This window comes from Methylobacterium indicum (assembly GCF_017347565.1).
Taxonomy (GTDB): Bacteria; Pseudomonadota; Alphaproteobacteria; order Rhizobiales; family Beijerinckiaceae; genus Methylobacterium; species Methylobacterium indicum.
The window spans coordinates 4,436,670-4,456,355 of record NZ_AP024145.1; the positions used below are offsets into that span (position 1 = coordinate 4,436,670).

Sequence of the window (19,686 nt, forward strand, 5' to 3'; positions counted from 1 at the left end):
GCGCCCTTCGTCGTTCCGGCATCCCGGGCTTCCGGCTCGGATCCTCGTCCGGTTTCCCCTGCGGCGAAAACATGGTCTAGGATCGGGCTCCCGCGCCGTCCCGGACCACTCCCGCGTTGCAGATCTACCTTCCGATCGCCGAGATGCCGGTCAGCGTCCTCGTCCTCATCGGGCTCGGCGCGGCGGTGGGGTTCATTTCCGGGCTGTTCGGCATCGGCGGCGGTTTCCTGATGACGCCGATCCTGATCGTGATGGGCATCCCGCCGGCCATCGCCGTCGCGACCCAGACCGCGCCGATCGTCGCCTCGTCGGCGACCAGCGTGCTGGCGGCGCTCCGCCGCAACGCCCTGGATCTGCGCCTCGGCCTCGTCCTGGTCTCGGGGGGCTTCGCCGGGACGAGCCTCGGCGTCTGGTTCTTCGCCGCCATGCGGCGGGCCGGCCAGCTCGACCTCGTCATCACGGTCGCCTACGTCACGCTGTTCACGGTGGTGGGCGGGCTGATGCTCGCCGAATCGGTGCGCGGGTTCTGGGCGAGGCGGCGCGGCCGGGCGCGGCCCGCGCGGCTCGGCGGCGATCACGCCGCCTACATGGCCTGGCCGCTGCGGATGCGGTTTCCCCGCTCCCGGCTCTATGCCAGCGTGATCCCGATCCTGGGCCTCGCCCTGTTCGTGGGCTTTGCCGGTGCGGTGCTGGGCATCGGCGGCGGCTTCATCCTGGTGCCGGCGCTCCTCTACCTCATGCGGGTCCCGACCGGCGTGGTGGTGGGCACCTCGCAGTTCCAGATCCTGTGCACCAGCTTCGTCGCCCTGGTGCTGCACGCGACCCAGAACCAAGCGGTCGACATCGTGCTGGCGGTGATCCTGATCGTCGGCGGGGTCTTCGGCGCGCAGTTCGGCGCGCGGGCCGGCCGCAACCTGCGCTCGGAATATTTCCGGTTCCTGCTCGCGATCCTGGTCCTGGCGGTGGGTCTGCGCTTCGCGGTCGAGCTGGGCTTACGGCCCGCGGAGCCGTTCTCGATCGTGGTCCAGGAGGCGCGCTGATGCGCGTCGGATCGTCCCCCGTCGTGAGAGGGGGAAACCCGCGCCAGCACCGTCCACGGCTGGTTTGCCGGGCGGTCCTGATGGTTCTGGGCCTCCTCTCCATCGGCCCGGTGCAGGCCGAATCCCTGGTGGTGAGCCTGTCGTTCAATCGGCTCGCCGTCACCTCGTCCTATACCGGCACCTCGGTGGCGGTGTTCGGTGCCGTCGAGCGCGACGGCCAGGCGGCGGCGCGCTCCGGCGGCTACGACGTGGTGGTGACGATCCGAGGGCCCCGCCAGTCGCTCACGGTGCGTGAGAAGGAAGCGCTCGGGCCGGTCTGGATCAACCGGGCCCAGCAGAAATTCGCCGAGGTGCCGAGCTTCCTGGCGGTCCTGTCCTCGCGGGCCCTGCCCGACCTCGCCGACGCGGCGACGCGCCGCCGCCTGCGGCTCGGCCTCTCGGCCATCGTCGCCGCCCCGGACCTGACCCTGGCGGCGCCGGTGCCGGACGACCCCTTCCGCGAGGCGCTGCTGCGCCTGCGCCGGCGCGAGCGCCTGTTCACCGAGACCGCGTCCGGGGTGCGCTTCCTGTCCCCCACGGTGTTTCGCGCCACCGCGCCGCTGCCGGCCACCGCGCCGGTCGGCGCCTACGACGTCGAGGTGGTGCTGCTCGCCGGCGGCGTGCCGCTCGCCCGTCACGAGGGGCGGTTCGATCTCGTCAAGTCGGGGGTCGAGCAGGGGATCGCGACATTCGCCCGCGATTGGTCGCTGGCCTACGGGCTTGCCGTCGGGGCGCTGGCGCTCATCTCCGGCTGGCTCGCCAGCGTGATCTTCCGGAGAGACTGATGCCCCGCACCTCGTCCCCCGCCGCCCTGATCCTCGGGGCTGCGGGCCTGATCCCGTTCCTGGGCCTCTCCGCCCTGGTGATCCTCGGCCAATCGCCGTTCGGGGTCGCGCCGCGTCCGCTGCTCGCCGCCTACGGCGCCGTCATCGCCTCGTTCCTCGGCGGCCTGCGCTGGGGTGCGGCCGCCGCCTCGCCGGAGGGGCGGGGCGCCGATTACGCCGTCGCGGTGGTGCCCTCGCTTCTCGCCTGGGCGGCGTTGTTCGCGCCGGCCCCCTGGGACCTCAGAGCGCTCGGTGCCCTGGTCCTCGCCTGGGGTCTCGTCGACCAGGATCTGCCGCGGCGCGGGTTGGTCCCGGCGTGGCTCGGACGCTTGCGGCTGGTGCTGTCGGGCGTGGCCGGGTTGGCGTTGCTGGCGGCGGGGGTTTGGGCGGTTGCTTAGAGCATTTTCCGACGAAGTGGATACCGGTTCGTCGCAGAAAATGCGGCAAAATCAAAGACCTAGAGAGCTTCGCGATTGCAACGCGATCGTGAAGTGCTCTAGTATTTTGCCTGCAATCGATCGATCGGAATACATCGCGGGATCCCCTCTCCCGTGTGAGAGAGGGGTAGGGGCGATCGAAGATCGCGCAGGGTGGAGACGGCTCAGAACAAGTCGCCAAAGGTCGAGCTGCGCAGCTCGACGGTTCACGGTCATTGCGGAACCCGAGCCACCCTCACCCCTAACCCCTCTCCCACACGGGAGAGGGGGACGCGCTAAACCTGCAAACTTCGCGACATGCGTCTCACTCCCGCGTCAGCATCGTCCGGCTGATCGCGAAGACCCGGCCGTCCCCGATCAGGTGCGCAGTGAACCCGCCGGGGAAGAGGTCGTCGAACACCTTGTCGCGGACGTTGAGCCCGCCGGTCAGCGACCCGAAGGCCGGCATCACCAGGCGGGTGCCGTCGAGGACGAAGCAGCGCCGCCGCACCGCACGCCCGCGCATCGCCACTTTGCCGACCGGGTGGAAGTGGCCGGCGACCTCGCCGGTCTCCGGCTTGTCCGCCGGCTCGTGCCGGAGCATCAATCCGCCGACCGCGAGGGTGTCGGCGAAGCGGCCGCCGACGCCGTCCTGCACCGCCCGGTCGTGGTTGCCGGAGATCCAGACCCAGTCGCGCCCCTCCTGAAGGGCGGCGATGAGCGCCCGGTCGGCGACGTCGAGGCGGGCCGGCCCCTGCGCGTCGTGGAAGGAATCGCCCAAGCACACCACGCGGGCCGGGTCGAGGCGGGCCACCGCCTCGTGCAGGTTCGCCAGGGTCTCGCGGGTGTCGTAGGGCGGCAGGAACTGGCCCGAGCGGGCGGCGAAGGCCGAGCCCTTCTCGAGGTGCAGGTCGGAGACGACGAGGGTCCGATGCTCCGGCAGCCAGAGGGCGCCGCTGAGGTCGAGGATCAGGGTCTCTCCGGCGAGCGTCGCGCCGGGGGTCTTGTGGGTCTTCTCGAGCTTCAGCGAAACGGCCACGGTGATCGTCTTCCTGTGCCGGAGCGGGGCGCCCTCCGGTCTCTGTTCTGTCACGCCAGCGCCTCGCCGAGCAGAGCCGCCTCGGCTTCGGCCAGGATCTCGTCCGCTCCCTCGCCGTAGACGCGCTCACGCCCGATCTCGAGCATGACGTTGACGGCGAGCGGAGAAACCCGGTCGAGGGCCTTGTGGATGATTCGCCCCTGGATGCGCGCAAGCATCATACCGAGGCGGGTCACGTCGAGGAGTCCGGTTGCCGCATCCTGGCGGGCGGCCCGCAAGAGCAGGTGGCCGGGCTGGTGCTTGCGCAGCACGTCGTAGATCAGGTCGGTCGAGATCGTGACCTGGCGCCCGGTCTTGCGCAGGCCCGGATGCCGGCGCTCGATCAGGCCGGCGATCACCGCGCATTGGCGGAAGGTGCGCTTCATCATCGCCGATTCGTCGAGCCATTCCTCCAGGTCGTCGCCGAGCATGTCCTCGGCAAACAACCCGTCGAGGAAGCCGGGCTCGCGGGCGATGCGCTCCGACAGGTCGCGGGTGCAAAACACCGCGAGGCCGTAATCGTTGGCGGCAAAGCCCAGCGGCCGCATCCCGGAGCGCTCGAGGCGGCGCGTCAGCAGCATGCCGAGGGTCTGGTGGGCGAGCCGCCCCTCGAACGGGAAGCAGGCGAGGTAGTAGCGGTTCGCCCGCGGAAAGGTCTCGACCAGGAGGTCGCGCGGCCCGGGCAGCACCGAGCGGCGGCGCTGCTGCACCAGGTAGTCGGCGACCTGCGCCGGCAGCCGGTCCCACTCGAACGGATCGGCGATCAGGGCCCGCACCCGGGCGGCGAGGAAGGTCGAGAGCGGGAATTTGGAGCCGGCATAGCTCGGGATCGCCGGGTCGGTGCCGGGCGCGCCGCGGGTGACCAGCGCCTCGTCCTCGTGCAGGCCCTCGAAGCGCAGGATCTCGCCCGCGAACAGGAAGGTGTCGCCGACCGTCAGCGTCTCGGCGAAATCCTCCTCGATCTCGCCGAGCACCCGGCCCCCCGCCGGCAGCACGGCGCCGGGCTTGGTCCGGTTGCGCCGGGCGAGCCGTACCTTGACCTTGGTCGATTCGATGATCGTGCCGACATTCATCCGGTATTGTTGCGCGGTCCGGGCGTCGCGGACCCGCCACAGCCCGTCGGACCCGCGCAGGATCTTGGCGAAGCGCTCATAGGCCCGCAAGGCGTAGCCGCCGGTGGCGACGTAATCGAGAACCAGGGCGAAATCCTCGCGGGTCAGATCGGCATAGGGGGAGGCGGCCCGGACCTCATCGTACAGGTCGTCCTCCGAGAAGGCTCCGGCGCAGGCCATGCCGAGGACATGCTGGGCCAGCACGTCGAGGGCGCCGATGCGCGGATCGGGCGTGTCCTGCGCCGCCTCCTCGACCGCGTCGAGGGCGGCGCGGCATTCGAGCATCTCGAAGCGGTTGGCGGGGACCAGATAGGCCTTGGACGGCTCGTCCATCCGGTGGTTGGCCCGGCCGATCCGCTGCATGATCCGGCTCGCGCCCTTCGGCGCCCCGATATTGATCACGAGGTCGACGTCGCCCCAGTCGATGCCGAGATCGAGGGTCGCGGTGCAGACCACGGCCCGGAGCACGCCCGCCGCCATCGCCGCCTCGACCTTCCGGCGCTGGGTCGCGTCGAGGGAGCCGTGATGGAGCGCGATGGCTAAGCCGTCGTCGTTGAGATTCCAGAGTTCCTGGAAGGTGTACTCGGCCTGGAGCCGCGTGTTGACGAAGACCAGGACCAGCTTGTGGCGCCGGATCAGGTCGTAGACCGCCGGCATCGACTGCCAGGCCGTGTGCCCGGCGAGCGGCAGGGTGCGGCCGGTCTCCAGCATGTGCAGGTCGGCGCGGGCCCCGCCCTCGACGGTGATGAGGTCGGCCATCGCCGCGTCCGGATATTGCGGCACCAGGTAGCGCCGCAGCGCGTCGGGCTCGCGCACCGTCGCCGACAGGCCGGTGGTGGAGAGCCCCGGCGCCAGCCGGTGCAGCCGGGCCAGCCCGAGGCTCAGGAGGTCGCCGCGCTTCGAGGTGACGAGGGCGTGCAGCTCGTCGAGCACCACCCGCTTGAGGCCGCGAAACAGCTCGGCCGCCTCGCGGTGGGCGATCAGCAAAGCCAGCTGCTCGGGCGTGGTGAGCAGGATGTGGGGCGGGCGCGCGACCTGTCGGGTCCGCTTGTGCGACGGGGTGTCGCCGGTGCGGGTCTCGATCCGGATTCTTGGCTCCAGCCCGATTCCCGCGACCGGCGCCTCGAGGTTGCGGGCGATGTCGACCGCGAGCGCCTTCAGGGGCGAGATGTAGAGCGTGTGCAGGCCCCCCTTGCCGCTGCCCTCGGCCAGTTCGACCAGGGTCGGCAGGAATCCGGCGAGCGTCTTGCCGGCCCCGGTCGGCGCCACCAGCAGGGCCGAGCGCCGGCTCTGCGCCGCCGCCAGCAGGGCGAGCTGGTGCGGCCGCGGGGCCCAGCCGCGCGCCGCGAACCAATCCGCGAAGGCGGGCGGCAAGGTGGCCGGCAAGGTGGCAGGCAAGGCGGGCGACGGCCCGGGCGCAGTCGTCCCGGTCGCGGGCGGCGCGCCGGAGGGCGCCTTGCGCGAGCGGGACTTGCGGGCCGGTGCGGCGGGGGAGGAGGTCTTGGGCACGCCCGGGATGTAGCGCGCGGGGCGGTTTCGTGGGATGGCGGCGCGATCGATCGTTCGCACAGGTTCTCGGGAGCGCCCGTCGTGGGTCTCGAATGCACGCCCTGGATCACCCTCGACGAGTCCGAACTCGACGAGAGTTTCGTGCGCGCCTCCGGCCCGGGCGGCCAGAACGTCAACAAGGTGTCGTCCGCGGTGCAGCTGCGCTTCGACGTGCGCCGCTCGCCCTCGCTGCCCAACGCCGTGGCGATCCGCCTGATGAAGCTCGCCGGGCGCCGCCTCACCGCGGACGGCGTCCTGGTCATCACCGCCCAGAACCACCGCACTCAGGAGCGCAACCGCGCCGAGGCGCGGGAGCGCCTCGTCGACCTCGTCCGCGAGGCCGCGGTGCCGCCGACCCCGCGCCGCCCGACCCGCCCGACCCTGGCCTCGAAGAAGCGGCGGCTGGAGGACAAGGGCCGCCGCGGCGACGTGAAGAAGTTGCGGGGCGGCAAGCCGGGGTTCGACTGACGGGGACGCCGCCACCGCGACTGTCACGCCGCCCCGGCGTCATGATCGCGGTCGTCCTGGTCGCGCACGGTGATTTCGGTATCTGTCAGAACTTCGAGGATACATGCCTTAGGGGAAGCTTCACGCTTAGGCGGCCAAGCTTCGCGGCAGTCTCGTCCTGCGCAGCGACCCCGCCATGAAGATTTCGGCATCCTCCTCGGCCGCCCGGCCGCCCCTCGCCAGGATGTCGGTATCCTGGGTCCTCTGCCTCGTCGTCGGGTTGATGGGTGTGCTGCTGCTCGCCCAGGCCACCGGCGCGCTCGTCGGGGCCGCCCGCGAGCAGGCGGAGGCGGGCAAGGTGGTCACCCTGTCGGTCGGCAGCCGCGCCCTCCTGGGCACGCTGCTGGCGAACCGGCTCGAGCGCGGTACCGCGCTGACGGCGCTCGGTACCGAGGCCGCGGCGGCCCCGGACATGCGGGCCGCCCTCGCCAAGGGACGCGCGGCGGCGGACAAGGGTTTTGCCGACACCGTGGCGGCCCTGGAGGGCACCGACCAGCCGACGGTCGCCGCCACCCTCGGCCGGCTGCGCGAGGTGCAGGCCGCCCTCGTCGCCCTGCGCCCGCGCATCGACACCGCCCTGGACCGGGCCCGGACCGATCGGGAGGCCTCGATCCTCGCCGACGCCACGGCCGCCTACGGCGCGCTCCTCGACGGCCTGTCGGCGACGACGGATGCGGTCGATACGGCGATCAGCTCTTCCGATCCGGCGATGCGGGCGGCCCGGCTGGTCAAGCGGTCGGCCTGGGCGACCCGGGTGGCGGCCGGCGGGGCGGCCCTGCGCCTCCAGACCGGCGTGGCGAACCCGGCCTCGTGGTCGCCCGCCGGCACGCTCGCGGCCGCCGAGGATCGCGGGCGGGTCGACCAGACCTGGGCCGGCGCCGTCGATGCCGTCTCCCGTGTCCCCGATGGACCGATCCGGGCCGCCTTCGAGACCGCGCAGGCGCGCAACTTCTCCGCCGCCGCCAAGGAGGAGCGCCGCGCCCTCGCCGAGGCCCTGGGCGCCGGACGGCCGGTCGGGATCGCGATCCAGGACCTGCGCCGGCGCGACACCGACAACCAGGCCACCATCGTCGACCTCGCCAACGTCGCCCTCGACGCGATGGTGGACCGGGCCCGGATCCTCTCGGACGAGGCGAAGCGGACGGTGATCCGCAACGGCGCGATCCTCGCCGCCGCCCTGCTCCTGGCGGTCCTCGGCCTTCTCTGCATCGTCCGCGGCGTGCTGCGGCCGATCCGGGCGATGACCCGCAGCATGGGCGACCTCGCCGCGGGCCGGCTCGACGCCGTGGTCCCGGGGATCGATCGTCGCGACGAGATCGGCGCGATGGCCGCGGCCGTGCAGGTGTTCAAGACCACGATGATCCAGTCCCGCCGCCTTGAGGACGAGGCCGCCCAGGCGCGTCTCTCGGCGGAGGCGCAGCGCCTCGCCGGGATGCGCGAGCTGGCCGACCGCCTCGAGGCGACGGTCGGCGAGGTGGTCGACACGGTGTCCACCTCGGCGACCCAGCTCCAGGCGACCGCCCGCTCGATGACCGCGGTCGCGGCCCGCACGACGGACGAATCCGGCGCGGCCTCGGGCGGCGCCCAGGCAGTGTCCGGCCGCATCGACAGCGTCGCCGACGCCGCCGGGCGGCTCGGCCAATCCGTCGCCGAGATCGGGCGGCGCGCCTCGGCCTCGGCGGATCTCGCCCGGACCGCGACCGACGAGGCGGGCCGCACCGCCGCCCTGGTGCAGGAGCTGGACGGCGCGGTCGCCAAGATCGGCGACGTGGTCGGCATCATCGCCTCCATCGCCGGCCAGACCAACCTGCTGGCGCTGAACGCCACCATCGAGGCGGCCCGTGCCGGCGAGGCGGGGCGCGGCTTCTCGGTCGTCGCCGCCGAGGTCAAGGAGCTCGCCAACCAGACCGCCAAGGCCACCGACGAGATCTCCTCGCAGATCGCCCGGATCCAGGATTCGACCGCTCAGGCGGTGTCGGCGATCGGCGGCTTCGGCACGCGCATCCGCGAGATCAGCAGCGTGACGCGCTCGATCGCCGTCGCGGTCGAGGAGCAGGGCGCCGCCACCCGCGACATCGTCCACAACGCCTCGCATGCCGCGAACGGCGCCCGGGTGGTGACGCAGACCATCGACGGCGTCGCCGCCACGGCGGGCGAGACCGGCACGGCCGCCGACCACGTGCTCGCCGCGGCCTCGGCCCTGTCGCACCAGTCCGAGGACCTGCGCCAGGGCGTCTCCCGCTTCCTGGAGCGCGTGCGGGCGGCGTGAGCAGATGTCGCCGAAGCGGTCACCGGTTCGGCGAAAAAAATCTGCGATAAAACAAGAATCTAAGCGGACGGAGCGGTGGCCTGCCAACGCTAGAGCATTTTCCGACGAAGTGGATGCCGGTTCGTCGAAGAAAATACGGCAAAACAAAGACTTAGAGAGCTTCGCGATTGCAACGCGATCGTGAAGCGCTCTAGTCCGCTCAAGGCCCGTCGGGCCGTCACCGAACCGTCAAGCAGGCGTGATTGCCTCGGCACCGACAAAGGTCCAGTCCCGATCCGCCCCCGGCGGACGGGGCCGACCGGACGACGAGGCCGCGATGACGGATCACACCACCTTGACCCGGCGCACCACCCTGGCCGGGGCGACCGCCCTGGCCCTGGCTCCCCTCGCGGCCCTGGCGCAGGGCGCTCCGGCCGACGGGCCGGCAAACGGGCGAGGACCCGCCCAGGTCACCGGCCTCGTCTACGAGGATCGCGGCGCCAAGGGCCGGCGCGGGCCCGACGATCCGGGGCTGCCCGACGTGCTGGTCTCGAACGGTCGCGAGGTGGTCCGCACCGACGCGCAGGGGCGCTACACCCTGCCGATCGGCGACGAGGTGGTGATCTTCGTCGTCAAGCCGACGGGCTTCGCCCTGCCGCTCGGGCCCGACGGCCTGCCGCACTTCTCCTGCCTGCACCAGCCGGCCGGCACCCCGCCGGACCTCGCCCTGCGCTATCCCGGCATCGCGCCGACCGGGCCGCTGCCGGCTTCCGTCGATTTCGGCCTGGTGCGCCGCCCGGAGAGCGGCGACTTCGAGGTCGTGCTGTTCACCGACCCGCAGCCGGAGAGCCACGCCGAGCTGACCTTCGTGCGCGACACGGCGGTCGCCCGGGTGCTCGGCACGCCCGGGGCGTTCGACACGGTCGCCTTCGGCATGACCACCGGCGACATCCTGTTCGACGACCTCTCGCTCTATCCGCGCCAGAACCGGATCATCGCGCAGATCGGCGTGCCGTGGTTCCATCTCGGCGGCAACCACGACCTCAACTTCGAGGCGCCGGACGCCCATTATTCCCGCGAGACCTTCAAGCGCACCTTCGGGGCGCCGTACTACGCGCTGGAACACGGCGGCGTGCTGTTCCTGATGCTCGACAACGTGAATTATCTCGGCGCCCACTCCGCCAATGCGGGACGGGGCGGGCGCTACGAGGGCCGGATCGGGGAGCGCCAGCTCGCCTTCGTGGAGAACCTGTTGGGGCAGACCCCCGCCGACCGCCTCGTGGTGGTGGCGATGCATATCCCGCTGACGAACGATCTCGGGCCGGACGATCCCGCCAACAGCACCGCCGACCGGGCGCAGCTGCTGCGGCTCCTCGCCGGGCGGCCGTCGGTCAGCGTCTCGGGCCACACCCACACCACCGAGCACCATTACCTCGGCCCGGACGGCCGGGCCGGTGCCACCGGCGACGACGCCCACCATCACCACATCCTCACCGCCGTCTCGGGCTCGTGGTGGAGCGGCCCGCCGGACCGGCGCGGGATCGCCACCGCCGACAGCCGCGACGGGACGCCGCACGGCTTCCACGTGCTCAGCATCACCGGCGGCCGGCGCTACACCACCCGCTACGTCCCGGCGAGCGACGATGCGGGCCGCCAGATGCGGATCGTGCTGGAGAGCCAGTTCCACGCCGACGACCTCGCCCGGCTGCCCGACACACGGCTCTACGAGCTTCTCGGCGCCACGATTCCGGCCGAGAGCGCGGCGGGGACGAACGTGGTGGTCAACCTGTTCGACGGCGGGCCGCGCAGCCGGGTTTCGTTCCGTATCGGCGACGGGCCGCTGATGCCGATGACCCGGACGCGCCGGCCCGACCCGTTCGTCGCTGCGCTCTATGCCCGCAACGCCGCCTCCAAGAAGAGCTGGGTGAAGGCCGAGCCGTGCTCGCATCTCTGGGTCGCGCGGCTGCCGCGGGACCTGAGGGCCGGCACCCACCGCCTCACCGTCGAGGCGACCGACGAGTACGGACGGCCGCATCGCGACGGGCTGGTGCTCGAACTCGTCGACGGCGCGGCACGAGCCGGATAGCGAGCCGAGCCCCGAAGCGCGTCACGGCCGGCTCTCGCGAGGCTGGTGGTTCCCGAGATGCCGATCGGACGCCGCCGATCAGAGCCGGCTCGGGAACGAGATCACGGCGTCCACCGTGTCCTTCACGGTGTCCTTGATCGCCCGGCCGGCCGGGGCGAGGTCGGGCAGGGGCACCCCGAGGAAGCGGGTCGGCTCCTCGGCCGGGGCCGCGGCAGGAGGTTGGGCGGCAGCGGTGCGCTGGTGCGCCTCCGGCTTCTCGCGCCGGGGCGCCGGCTTCTCCGCGGCGACGCGCTCGACCGGGCGCTTCTCGGTGGCGGTCTTCTCGCTGGCCAGCTTTGCCGAAGCGGGCCGGGGCGTCTCGGCCTTCACCTCCCGGGCATGGACCGGCTTCGCGGCCTTCCCCTCGGCCACCGTCTCGCGCGGTGGGGTGGCGGGCTTCGCCGAAACTGCCCGGGCCGGGGGCAGCGGTGTGGATTCCGCCGAACGCGCACGCGCCGGCACCGCGCGGGGCGTCACGGCCTCGCGGCCCGCTGCCGCCTCGCGGGGGAATGCCGCCTCGCGGGGTGTGGTGGCGACATCCCGGGCCGCGACGGTCTGGCGGGGCGTCTCCGGCACCTTGGCGACGGTCGCCGGCGCCGTCACCAGGGCCGTCCCTGTCGCGGCCACGTCGGCGGCAGGCGATACCAGGGGGACGGGCGGCACGGCCGGCTTCGGGTCGAGCAGGGCGACGGGTGCGGAAGGTGGCGTCGCCGGCGGAATCTCGACCTTGCGCACGGTCGGGGGAGGGGTCGTGCGCAGGGCCGGAATGCCGTCCTTGATCTCGGGCATGTCGGCGACGCGGCCGAAATGGACCTCACTCGGCCGCGGCCGCAGCAGGGCGCTCACCGACGGATAGGCCGCGGCGGCGAGGCCCGCGCAGCCGCCGATCCCGACCACGGCCAGGGCAGCCAGCATCGCCGGACGGCCGAGACGCGGGAATGCGCGCTCCGACGCATCGTTGCGGGGCGTGCGCACCTCGGACGGGTCGATCTCCACTGGCATCATGGTGCGGGCTCTCCGTTGACCTGCCCTCAACCATGAACAGAACCGCCGAATCAGGCGTGAAGATGTCGGGGAAAAGCCCCGGACCTGTGGATAACGTGCGGTTGACGATCCGGCACCGGCCGCGCACCGCGATTGACAGGCCCCCACGTGTCAGCGCTTGTGCGCACGGAGCGGGGGCGTCGGGATCGGACGCAGCGGGTGCGGAAAACAATTCTTGGAGTCGCGATCGCGGCCGTCGCGGCGGCGGCGGCACTCGGCGGATACCTCGTCCTCGGGCACCGGTCCGATGGCGGGCAGGGCGTGGCGGCGTTCCGGGAGGCGCGGGCCTTCGCGGTCTCCGGCCTGCTCAAGCAGGTCGAGGGACCCTACAGCCTGCTCCTCGGCGATTCGCAGATGGAGCGGCTCTCCCTGCCGACCCTGTGCGGCCACCCCGCCGTCAACGGCGCCATCGCGGGAACCCGCACGGCCGGATTGCGGGCCGTGGCCGGATGGATCGTGCTGCCGCGGCCGCCGGACGCGATCGTGGTGACGATCGGCACCAACGACCTCACGGAGCGCCAGCGCGCCGGAAATCCCGAGGCGACCGAGCATTTTCGGACCGAGATCCGGGCGCTGTTCGCCGAGCTGGCACCGAGAGCGCACGCCGTCGTCGCGACGCCGATTCCCCCCTTCGATTCCAGCCGGCCCGGCGTGACGCGTTTCTACGACGTCGCCGCCGCCGCCACCTATTCGGGCATCATCGAGGAGGAGTGCCGCCGGGCCGGATGCCGCTTCGTTGACGCCTTCGCCGACCTACGCAACCCGGCCGGCCTCGCCCGGTCGCCGGACGGCGTGCATCTCGGGCTCGGCTCACATTCCCGCGATCGCGTCGCCGCGCGCCTCGAAGCCGCCGCCTGTCCGGGTGTTGCGGCGCGCACGCTGTGACGGAGAGGATGGCCGGCGGCGAGGACATGAATTGGGACGACTTATACTTGAATTGCGGGCCTCGCCGCCGGCCAGGATATCCCCTGGGACTGTAGAGGTGCGCCATGCCACCGATGGTGCACCCTATTCCCGACTCCCGGCTGGCAAGTGCCCAGGTGATTTTAGGGCTCGGCCGACAGGTCATGGTACCGCGGCGATTCTTCACGGGAAAGTTTTGGAATGCTCGCCGGAGCTCTTTGACAAATCGCGCCCTTAGGTTAGCAGAAGCAGTATCGGGATTTATCCGATTCGGTCGTGCGCGCGGGGCGTCCGGCAGCGGGGCGCCAATCGAGGTCGGTTCCGCAAGGAGCGCAGGTCTCCCCCGAGCCGGGGGCGGTCGGAGGGAAGACAGATGATGGCGCGCACCGCGCATCCGATCGAGGGCGTTCCGGTCTCGCGGCCGGACAACGCCCTCGGCCGCGCGCCGCCTGAGCGCCACCGAGGACCTGCAAACCTGCCGTCGCACATCCTCCTCGACGCCCTGCCGCAGAAAGTCTGGGTCCTCGACACGGCCGGTGCGGTGTCGTTCGTCAACCGGGCGGCCCGCGAGGTCGGATCCGGGATCGGCGAGCCCGATTCGTGGGACGGGGCGATCCACCCCAAGGATCGCAACCGGGTCGTGGCCGCCCGTGTCGCGGCGATCCGCTCGGGCCAACCCTACGACCTGACGATCCGCCTGCGCGATGCCAGCGGGCGCTGGCACTGGCACCAGACCGACCTGGTGCCGATCCGCGAGGGCGCGGACATCGCCGGCTGGATGATGACCGCGGCCGACGTCGACGACGTCGTGGCCGACAACCAGGCCCTCGAGGCCACCACCAACCTGCTGCTCCTCACCCACAAGGCCGCCGGCGTCGGGTTGTGGGACTGGAACATGCGCACCGGCGCGCTCTCCCTCTCGGCGGAGGGCGCCCGCCTGCACGGCCTCCCGGCCCAGGCCTGCACGATCACCTCCTCGTCCTGGACCGGCCTGGTCCATGCCGACGACCGCGCGACCCTGTGGGATGCGGTGACCCGGGCGGTCACCACCCGCACCCCGTTCTCGGTCGACGTGCGGGTGACCTCGGAGCTCGGCGGCATCCGCTGGATCCAGAGCCTCGGCCGCGTCCTGGACGACGCCCACGGCATGAGCGGGCGCATCGTCGGCCTCACCCTCGACATCACGCCCCGCAAGCGCGCCGAGCAGGCCTTGTCCAACGCCAAGGAGGGCGCCGAGCAGGCCAACCGCGCCAAGTCGGACTTCCTGGCGATGATGAGCCACGAGATCCGCAACCCCCTCAACGCGGTCCTCGGCTACACCGAGCACATGCTCAGCCGCTCGCGCGAACCCGAGACCCTGCGCCACCTCGCCGCCGTGCAGGAAGCCGGCGAGATCCTGATCCGGGTCGTCGACGACGTGCTCGACGTGGCGCAGATCGAGGCCGGCCAGGTCACCCTCGATCCGGAAGCCTTCGTGCTCGCCGATCTCCTGGAGGGCACCGCGGCCGTGGCCCGGGGAGCGGCCGCCCGCAAGGGCGTGGCGGTGGAGGTCGTGCGCGACCCCGCCACCCCGGCCCTGGTGCTCGGCGATACCGGGCGCCTGCGCCAGGTGCTGCTCAACCTCCTCACCAACGCGGTCAAGTTCACGCCGGCGGGCCGGGTCGTCCTGACGGTGTGCCCGGAGACCGGGCGGGGCGGGGAGGGGCGGATCCTGTTCATGGTGAGCGACACCGGCATCGGCATGTCGGCGGCGCAGCAGGAGCGTCTGTTCGTGCCCTTCGGCCAGGGCGACGAATCGATCCGCCGCCGCTACGGCGGCAGCGGGCTCGGCCTCGTGATCTGCCGCCACCTCGTCGAGTTGATGGGCGGCCGGATCGACGTCGCGAGCGAACCCGGGCGCGGCACCCGCATCTGGTTCGCCGTGATGCTGCCGCCGGCCTGAGGGCCGGGGCCGGCCTGAGGGCCGGCGCCGGCGAAGGGCCAAGGGCGCGAACCCACTCGACCTGACGGTTCGAAGGACTGCCGGTGGCGGAAGGCTCCCCTCCGGCTGAGCGAGGCGATGGCTGAGACAGATGGGGTCGATGTCCAGATGAGACCGGTCAGCCTATCGGCACTGCCAGCCGCCGTGATCTTCGACATGGACGGGCTGCTTTTCGACAGCGAGAGGCTCTCTCACAACGCCATGATGGCGGCGTCGGAAGAGTTGGGGTGCGGATTCTCGACAGAGGATTTCATCACTCTGGTCGGACGCCCATGGTCCGCGAACCGGGCATTGCTTCAAGAGCGTATCAGTTCGCCTGACGGCGTGGAAATGTTCGAGACCGCGTGGGACCGCCATTTGCTCGGCATGAGACCTGCGCTCGCCTTGAAGCCGGGGGTCATGGACTTGCTGGCGCAGCTCGACACGCTGGGTTTGCCTCGCGCCATTTGCACGTCGTCCAGTCGCTCCGATGTCGATTTCAACTTGGAATTACATAGTCTGGACGGTCGTTTCCAGGCGATCGTCGCCGCTGGCGATTACCTGCATGGGAAGCCGGCCCCGGACCCTTTCTTGCGCGCCGCAGAGGTGTTGGGCGTGAAGCCCGAAGAGTGCTTGGCCCTGGAAGACTCCCACAACGGGGTGAGATCAGCTGCGGCGGCGGGCATGTGCACCGTGATGGTCCCCGACTTACTCCCTGCCACCGACGAGATGCGGCGTCTTTGCCGTTGTATCGTGCCCGACCTGCATGACGTTCGCCGAATGCTCGGATGAGGGCATCACAACCCCGGATCGACGTCGCGCCGAAACCCGGTTCAGTTCCGCCCTCCGAGCGGCTATTGACCGTCTCATGCAGTGGACGGATGACGGGCTGGTTCTCGGGGCGCGGCGGCACGGCGAGGCCGGCGTCGTCCTCGAACTGATGACCGCCGAGCACGGGCGCCATCTCGGACTCGTTCATGGCGGGCGCTCGCGGCGGATGCAGCCGGTGCTCCAGCCCGGCAACCTGGTGCGGGCGGTGTGGCGGGCGCGGCTCGACGAGGGCCTGGGCGCCTATGCGGTCGAGCCGATCGAGAGCGCCAGCGCGCGGCTGATCGGCTCGCGCCTCGCGCTCTACGGCATCGGCTACGCCGCCGGCCTGCTGCGGCTCCTGCCCGAGCGCGATCCCCATCCCGCCCTGTTCGCGATGGCGAAAGTGCTGATCGAGCACCTGCACGAGCCCGCAATCGCTCCCGCCCTGATGGTGCGGTTCGAGCTCGCGATGCTCGCCGAACTCGGCTTCGGCCTCGATCTTTCGGCCTGTGCCGCCACCGGCACCAACGAATACCTCGCCTATGTCTCGCCGAAGAGCGGGCGGGCGGTGAGCGCGGCGGCCGGCGAGCCCTGGCGCGACCGGCTGCTGGCGCTGCCCGACTTCCTGGTCGACCGGCCCGATCGCCGCGGCCTCAACGTGCCGACGCCCCGGGAGGTCAAGCAAGGCTTTACCTTAACGGGTTATTTCCTCGACCAGCACATCTGGGGCCCGCGCGACGTCGCCGAGCCGGAGGAGCGGGTCCGGTTCGTGGCCCACGGGACCGCCGGGGCCGAGTGACGCCTCGCGCACGGCCGCCGGCTTCCTGGTCATCGGTCGATGTTCGTGCTATGTTCTGGTCTTGAGACCGCCGAAACCGTGAGTTGATCTGCGCCCATGGGAAAGCCCTTCGAGCCCCCCTCCGACCGCGACGGGATCGAGAACGTCGACCTGAAGGCGGCGCTCGAGGAGCGCTACCTCGCCTACGCGCTCTCGACCATCATGCACCGGGCGCTGCCCGACGCCCGCGACGGCCTCAAGCCCGTGCACCGGCGTATCCTGCACGCGATGCGGCTGCTGCGCCTCGATCCCGGCAGCGCCTACAAGAAGTGCGCCCGCGTCGTCGGCGACGTGATCGGCAAGTACCACCCCCACGGCGACGTCGCGGTCTACGATGCGCTCGTGCGCCTCGCCCAGGACTTCGCCCAGCGCTATCCGCTCGTCGACGGCCAGGGCAATTTCGGCAACATCGACGGCGACAACCCGGCGGCCCAGCGCTACACCGAGTGCCGGATGACCGAGGTCGCCCGTCTCCTCCTGGAGGGGATGGACGAGGACGCGGTCGATTTCCGCCCGAACTACGACGGGCAGGAGGAGGAGCCGGTCGTCCTGCCGGCGGCCTTCCCGAACCTGCTCGCCAACGGCTCGCAGGGCATCGCGGTCGGCATGGCGACCTCGATCCCGCCCCACAACGTGGCGGAGCTGTGCGACGCGGCGCTCTACCTGATCGGCCATCGCGACGCGACGTCGGAGCAGCTGACCACCTTCGTCAAGGGACCGGATTTCCCGACCGGCGGCATCGTCATCGATTCCGCCGCCTCGATCTCCGAGGCCTACCGGACGGGGCGCGGCGGCTTCCGGGTCCGGGCGCGCTGGCAGAAGGAGGATCTCGGCCGCGGCACCTGGGTGGTGGTCGTCACCGAGATTCCCTACGGCGTGCCGAAGGCCCGGCTGATCGAGAAGATGGCCGAGCTTCTCCACGAGAAGAAGCTGCCGCTGCTGGCCGACGTGCGCGACGAATCGGCCGAGGACGTGCGGGTGGTGCTGGAGCCGCGCTCGCGCACCGTCGATCCCGTCATGCTGATGGAATCGCTGTTCCGGCTCACCGAGCTCGAGAGCCGCATCTCGCTCAACATGAACGTCCTCGTCGGCGGGACGGTGCCGCGGGTGATCGGCCTGGCGGAGGCGCTCCGCGAGTGGCTCGACCACCGCCGGGTCGTGCTGCAGCGCCGCTCGCGCCACCGCCTCGCCCAGATCGAGCGGCGGCTCGAAATCCTCGGCGGCCTGCTCATCGTCTATCTCGACCTCGACCGGGTGATCCAGATCATCCGCGAGGAGGACGAGCCGAAGGCCGAGCTGATGCGGGTCTTCGAGCTGACCGAGCTGCAGGCCAACGCCATCCTCGATACCCGCCTGCGCTCCCTGCGCAAGCTGGAGGAGATGGAGCTGAAGCGCGAGTTCGACACGCTGACCGCCGAGAAGGCCGACCTCGACGGCCTGCTCGGCTCCGACGAGCTGCAGTGGAAGGCGATCACCAAGCAGATCCGCGGCGTGCGCAAGACCTACGGCCCCGAGACCCCGCTCGGCCGCCGCCGCACCACCCTGGAGAACCCGCCCGACACCTCCGGCATCGACTTCTCGGAGGCGATGGTCGAGCGCGAGCCGATCACCGTGATCGTGTCGCAGAAGGGCTGGATCCGCGCGCTCAAGGGTCACGTCGCCGACCTCTCGGGCGTGCAGTTCAAGGGCGACGATACCCTCAAGGTGAGCCTGCTCACCGAGACCACCGCCAAGATCCTGGTGCTCGCCTCGAACGGCAAGGTCTTCACCCTGGAAGCCGCCAAGCTTCCGGGCGGGCGCGGCTTCGGCGATCCGGTCCGCCTGATGGTCGACATGGACGAGGGCTCGGAGATCGTCACCGTCTGGGCGCACAAGCCGGGCGTGAAGCTCCTGCTCGCCACCACCGACGGGCGCGGCTTCGTCACGCCGGCGGACGGGCTCGTCGCCAATACCCGCAAGGGCAAGCAGGTGATCGGCCTCGACGAGCCGGCGCAGGCGAGCCTCGTCGTCGAGGTGGGGGAGGGCGACCACGTCGCCGCCTGCGGCACCAACCGCCTGATGACGGTCTTCCCCCTCGCCGAGATCCCCGAGATGGTCCGCGGCAAGGGCGTGCGGCTGCAGAAGTACCGCGACGGCGCCCTCGATTCCGTCGTGATCTTCCGTCTCGCGGACGGGCTCACCTGGCCCGACAGCGCCGGGCGCACCCGGACGGTGGCGGGCGAGGAGCTGGCGAAGTGGGTCGGCCATCGCGGCACCGCCGGCACGATGGCGCCGCGGGGCTACCCCAAAGCCGGCCGTTCGTGACCGGGGCCCGGATCGCGCATGGCGAACGGGCCGCGCCCCGGCGGAGAGGCTGACGGGGAGGGCGACGAGGAGCGCGAGCGGGCACGGCTCGCCCGCGACATCCTCGTCCACAACGAGCAGGTGAAGCTCACCGCCAACCTGATGAATATCGGCGCGGCGGGCTTCGCCATCACGGGGATCGTCGCCCCGCTCACCGCCGCCATGGCGACGGGCCGCGTCACTGCGCCCGCCCTCGCGCTGATGGCCGTTTGGTTCGTGCTCGGCGTTGGTCTACACTTCGGTGCGAGGCTGACGTTGACGACCCTGCGATGATGAGCCTGACGACCTACGCCCTGGTTCTGGTCCCCTGCCTCGTGGGAGGCGCGGCGGCTCTCGGCGTGATGACGCTGCGCCGCTCCGCCGCCCGGCTCGACCGGCGGACGGCCCGGGCCGAAGCCGCACCACCCCGGAGCCGACAGGCGCGTCCCGGAGCGGTGAGGCGGGTGGCTCGGTGCTGACCATCGGAAAGCGGATGGCCGGTCGCGCCTCCGTCGTCCTGGCGGTCATCCTCGCCGCCGACCCGGCGCTCGCCGAAGTCTCGGACAAGATCGACGAGACACGCGCGGAGTACGGGATCATCACCGGCGTCCTGCTGCTCATCACCGCCCTCGCGGCGGCGAGCGGAGGTCGCCGATGGTTGCTGTTGTGGCCGGTCACCCTGATCTGGGGCCAGATCGAGTTCTGGACGGTCTGGGAATGGTTCGACGAGATTCGGCGGGACGAATCGCTGTTCCTGCTGTGGGAGAGCGGAGCGGCGGCCGCGGCTCTGCTCCTCGCTCCACCGCTCTTTGCCGGACTGGCGCGACGACGGCATCGGGCCGGCTATCCGCTGCGTCGTCGAGAGCTGTGAT

At 71.4% G+C, this 19,686-nt stretch carries 17 protein-coding genes; 14 read left to right on the forward strand and 3 right to left on the reverse strand.

Features of this window, described 5'->3' with window-relative positions; translation table 11 throughout:
• Positions 1–116 precede the first annotated feature (116 nt).
• From miv_RS20610 to miv_RS20620, 3 genes are all read left to right on the forward strand, one after another.
• Positions 117–1,040 carry a sulfite exporter TauE/SafE family protein gene (locus miv_RS20610; RefSeq protein WP_207178588.1) on the forward strand — a complete coding sequence of 308 codons (924 nt, stop codon included), beginning with the start codon at positions 117–119 and terminating at the stop codon, positions 1,038–1,040.
• Between the two features lie 80 nt (positions 1,041–1,120).
• Positions 1,121–1,864: a TIGR02186 family protein gene (locus miv_RS20615; RefSeq protein ID WP_207178590.1), complete on the forward strand. Its 744-nt coding sequence runs from the start codon at positions 1,121–1,123 to the stop codon at positions 1,862–1,864.
• Positions 1,864–2,301, forward strand: coding sequence for a DUF3429 domain-containing protein (locus miv_RS20620; protein ID WP_207178592.1), 438 nt, complete (start codon positions 1,864–1,866; stop codon positions 2,299–2,301). The genes miv_RS20615 and miv_RS20620 overlap by 1 nt, the downstream gene beginning before the upstream one ends.
• A gap of 343 nt (positions 2,302–2,644) precedes the next feature.
• On the opposite strand, the gene pdeM is transcribed toward miv_RS20620, so the two are convergent.
• Positions 2,645–3,358: a ligase-associated DNA damage response endonuclease PdeM gene (gene pdeM / locus miv_RS20625; RefSeq protein WP_207178594.1), complete on the reverse strand. Its 714-nt coding sequence runs from the start codon at positions 3,356–3,358 to the stop codon at positions 2,645–2,647.
• 50 nt (positions 3,359–3,408) lie between these two features.
• Positions 3,409–5,907 carry a ligase-associated DNA damage response DEXH box helicase gene (locus tag miv_RS20630; RefSeq protein WP_244748626.1) on the reverse strand — a complete coding sequence of 833 codons (2,499 nt, stop codon included), beginning with the start codon at positions 5,905–5,907 and terminating at the stop codon, positions 3,409–3,411.
• On the opposite strand from miv_RS20630, the gene miv_RS33745 reads away from it, so the two are divergent.
• The 4 genes from miv_RS33745 (at position 5,897) to miv_RS20645 (ending at position 10,898) form a co-directional block, all read left to right on the forward strand.
• Complete coding sequence (locus miv_RS33745) at positions 5,897–6,031, forward strand: hypothetical protein (protein ID WP_280529452.1); 135 nt, start codon at positions 5,897–5,899, stop codon at positions 6,029–6,031. The genes miv_RS20630 and miv_RS33745 overlap by 11 nt on opposite strands.
• 68 nt (positions 6,032–6,099) lie before the next feature.
• Positions 6,100–6,525 carry an alternative ribosome rescue aminoacyl-tRNA hydrolase ArfB gene (gene arfB / locus miv_RS20635; protein ID WP_048425936.1) on the forward strand — a complete coding sequence of 142 codons (426 nt, stop codon included), beginning with the start codon at positions 6,100–6,102 and terminating at the stop codon, positions 6,523–6,525.
• Between the two features lie 175 nt (positions 6,526–6,700).
• Positions 6,701–8,833 (forward strand): methyl-accepting chemotaxis protein, encoded by a 2,133-nt coding sequence (locus miv_RS20640; RefSeq protein ID WP_244748628.1) that lies wholly within the window; start codon positions 6,701–6,703, stop codon positions 8,831–8,833.
• 316 nt (positions 8,834–9,149) lie between these two features.
• Complete coding sequence (locus tag miv_RS20645; protein WP_207178596.1) at positions 9,150–10,898, forward strand: calcineurin-like phosphoesterase C-terminal domain-containing protein; 1,749 nt, start codon at positions 9,150–9,152, stop codon at positions 10,896–10,898.
• 78 nt (positions 10,899–10,976) lie between these two features.
• Here the strand turns inward: miv_RS20645 and miv_RS20650 are convergent, their stop codons facing one another.
• The gene (locus miv_RS20650) at positions 10,977–11,942 is read right to left on the reverse strand and encodes a chemotaxis protein CheA (protein WP_207178598.1); all 966 of its coding nucleotides are present in this window, start codon (positions 11,940–11,942) and stop codon (positions 10,977–10,979) included.
• A gap of 198 nt (positions 11,943–12,140) precedes the next feature.
• Between miv_RS20650 and miv_RS20655 the strand changes: the two genes are divergently transcribed.
• The 7 genes from miv_RS20655 to miv_RS20685 all read left to right on the forward strand — a co-directional run bounded on the left by miv_RS20655 (position 12,141) and on the right by miv_RS20685 (position 19,685).
• Entirely contained in the window at positions 12,141–12,866 is a 726-nt protein-coding gene (locus miv_RS20655; protein ID WP_207178600.1) for an SGNH/GDSL hydrolase family protein, read from the forward strand.
• 391 nt (positions 12,867–13,257) lie between these two features.
• Positions 13,258–14,826 carry a PAS domain-containing sensor histidine kinase gene (locus miv_RS20660; RefSeq protein WP_207178602.1) on the forward strand — a complete coding sequence of 523 codons (1,569 nt, stop codon included), beginning with the start codon at positions 13,258–13,260 and terminating at the stop codon, positions 14,824–14,826.
• A 117-nt stretch (positions 14,827–14,943) separates the two neighbouring features.
• Positions 14,944–15,636: an HAD family hydrolase gene (locus miv_RS20665; RefSeq protein WP_244748630.1), complete on the forward strand. Its 693-nt coding sequence runs from the start codon at positions 14,944–14,946 to the stop codon at positions 15,634–15,636.
• 76 nt (positions 15,637–15,712) lie between these two features.
• A complete protein-coding gene (gene recO / locus miv_RS20670; protein WP_048425931.1) occupies positions 15,713–16,453 on the forward strand; it encodes a DNA repair protein RecO in 741 nt (246 codons plus the stop codon).
• Between the two features lie 96 nt (positions 16,454–16,549).
• A complete protein-coding gene (parC, locus tag miv_RS20675; RefSeq protein WP_207178604.1) occupies positions 16,550–18,796 on the forward strand; it encodes a DNA topoisomerase IV subunit A in 2,247 nt (748 codons plus the stop codon).
• 18 nt (positions 18,797–18,814) lie between these two features.
• Positions 18,815–19,108: a hypothetical protein gene (locus miv_RS20680; RefSeq protein ID WP_048425929.1), complete on the forward strand. Its 294-nt coding sequence runs from the start codon at positions 18,815–18,817 to the stop codon at positions 19,106–19,108.
• A 178-nt stretch (positions 19,109–19,286) separates the two neighbouring features.
• Positions 19,287–19,685 (forward strand): hypothetical protein, encoded by a 399-nt coding sequence (locus tag miv_RS20685; protein WP_207178606.1) that lies wholly within the window; start codon positions 19,287–19,289, stop codon positions 19,683–19,685.
• Position 19,686: the final 1 nt, after the last annotated feature.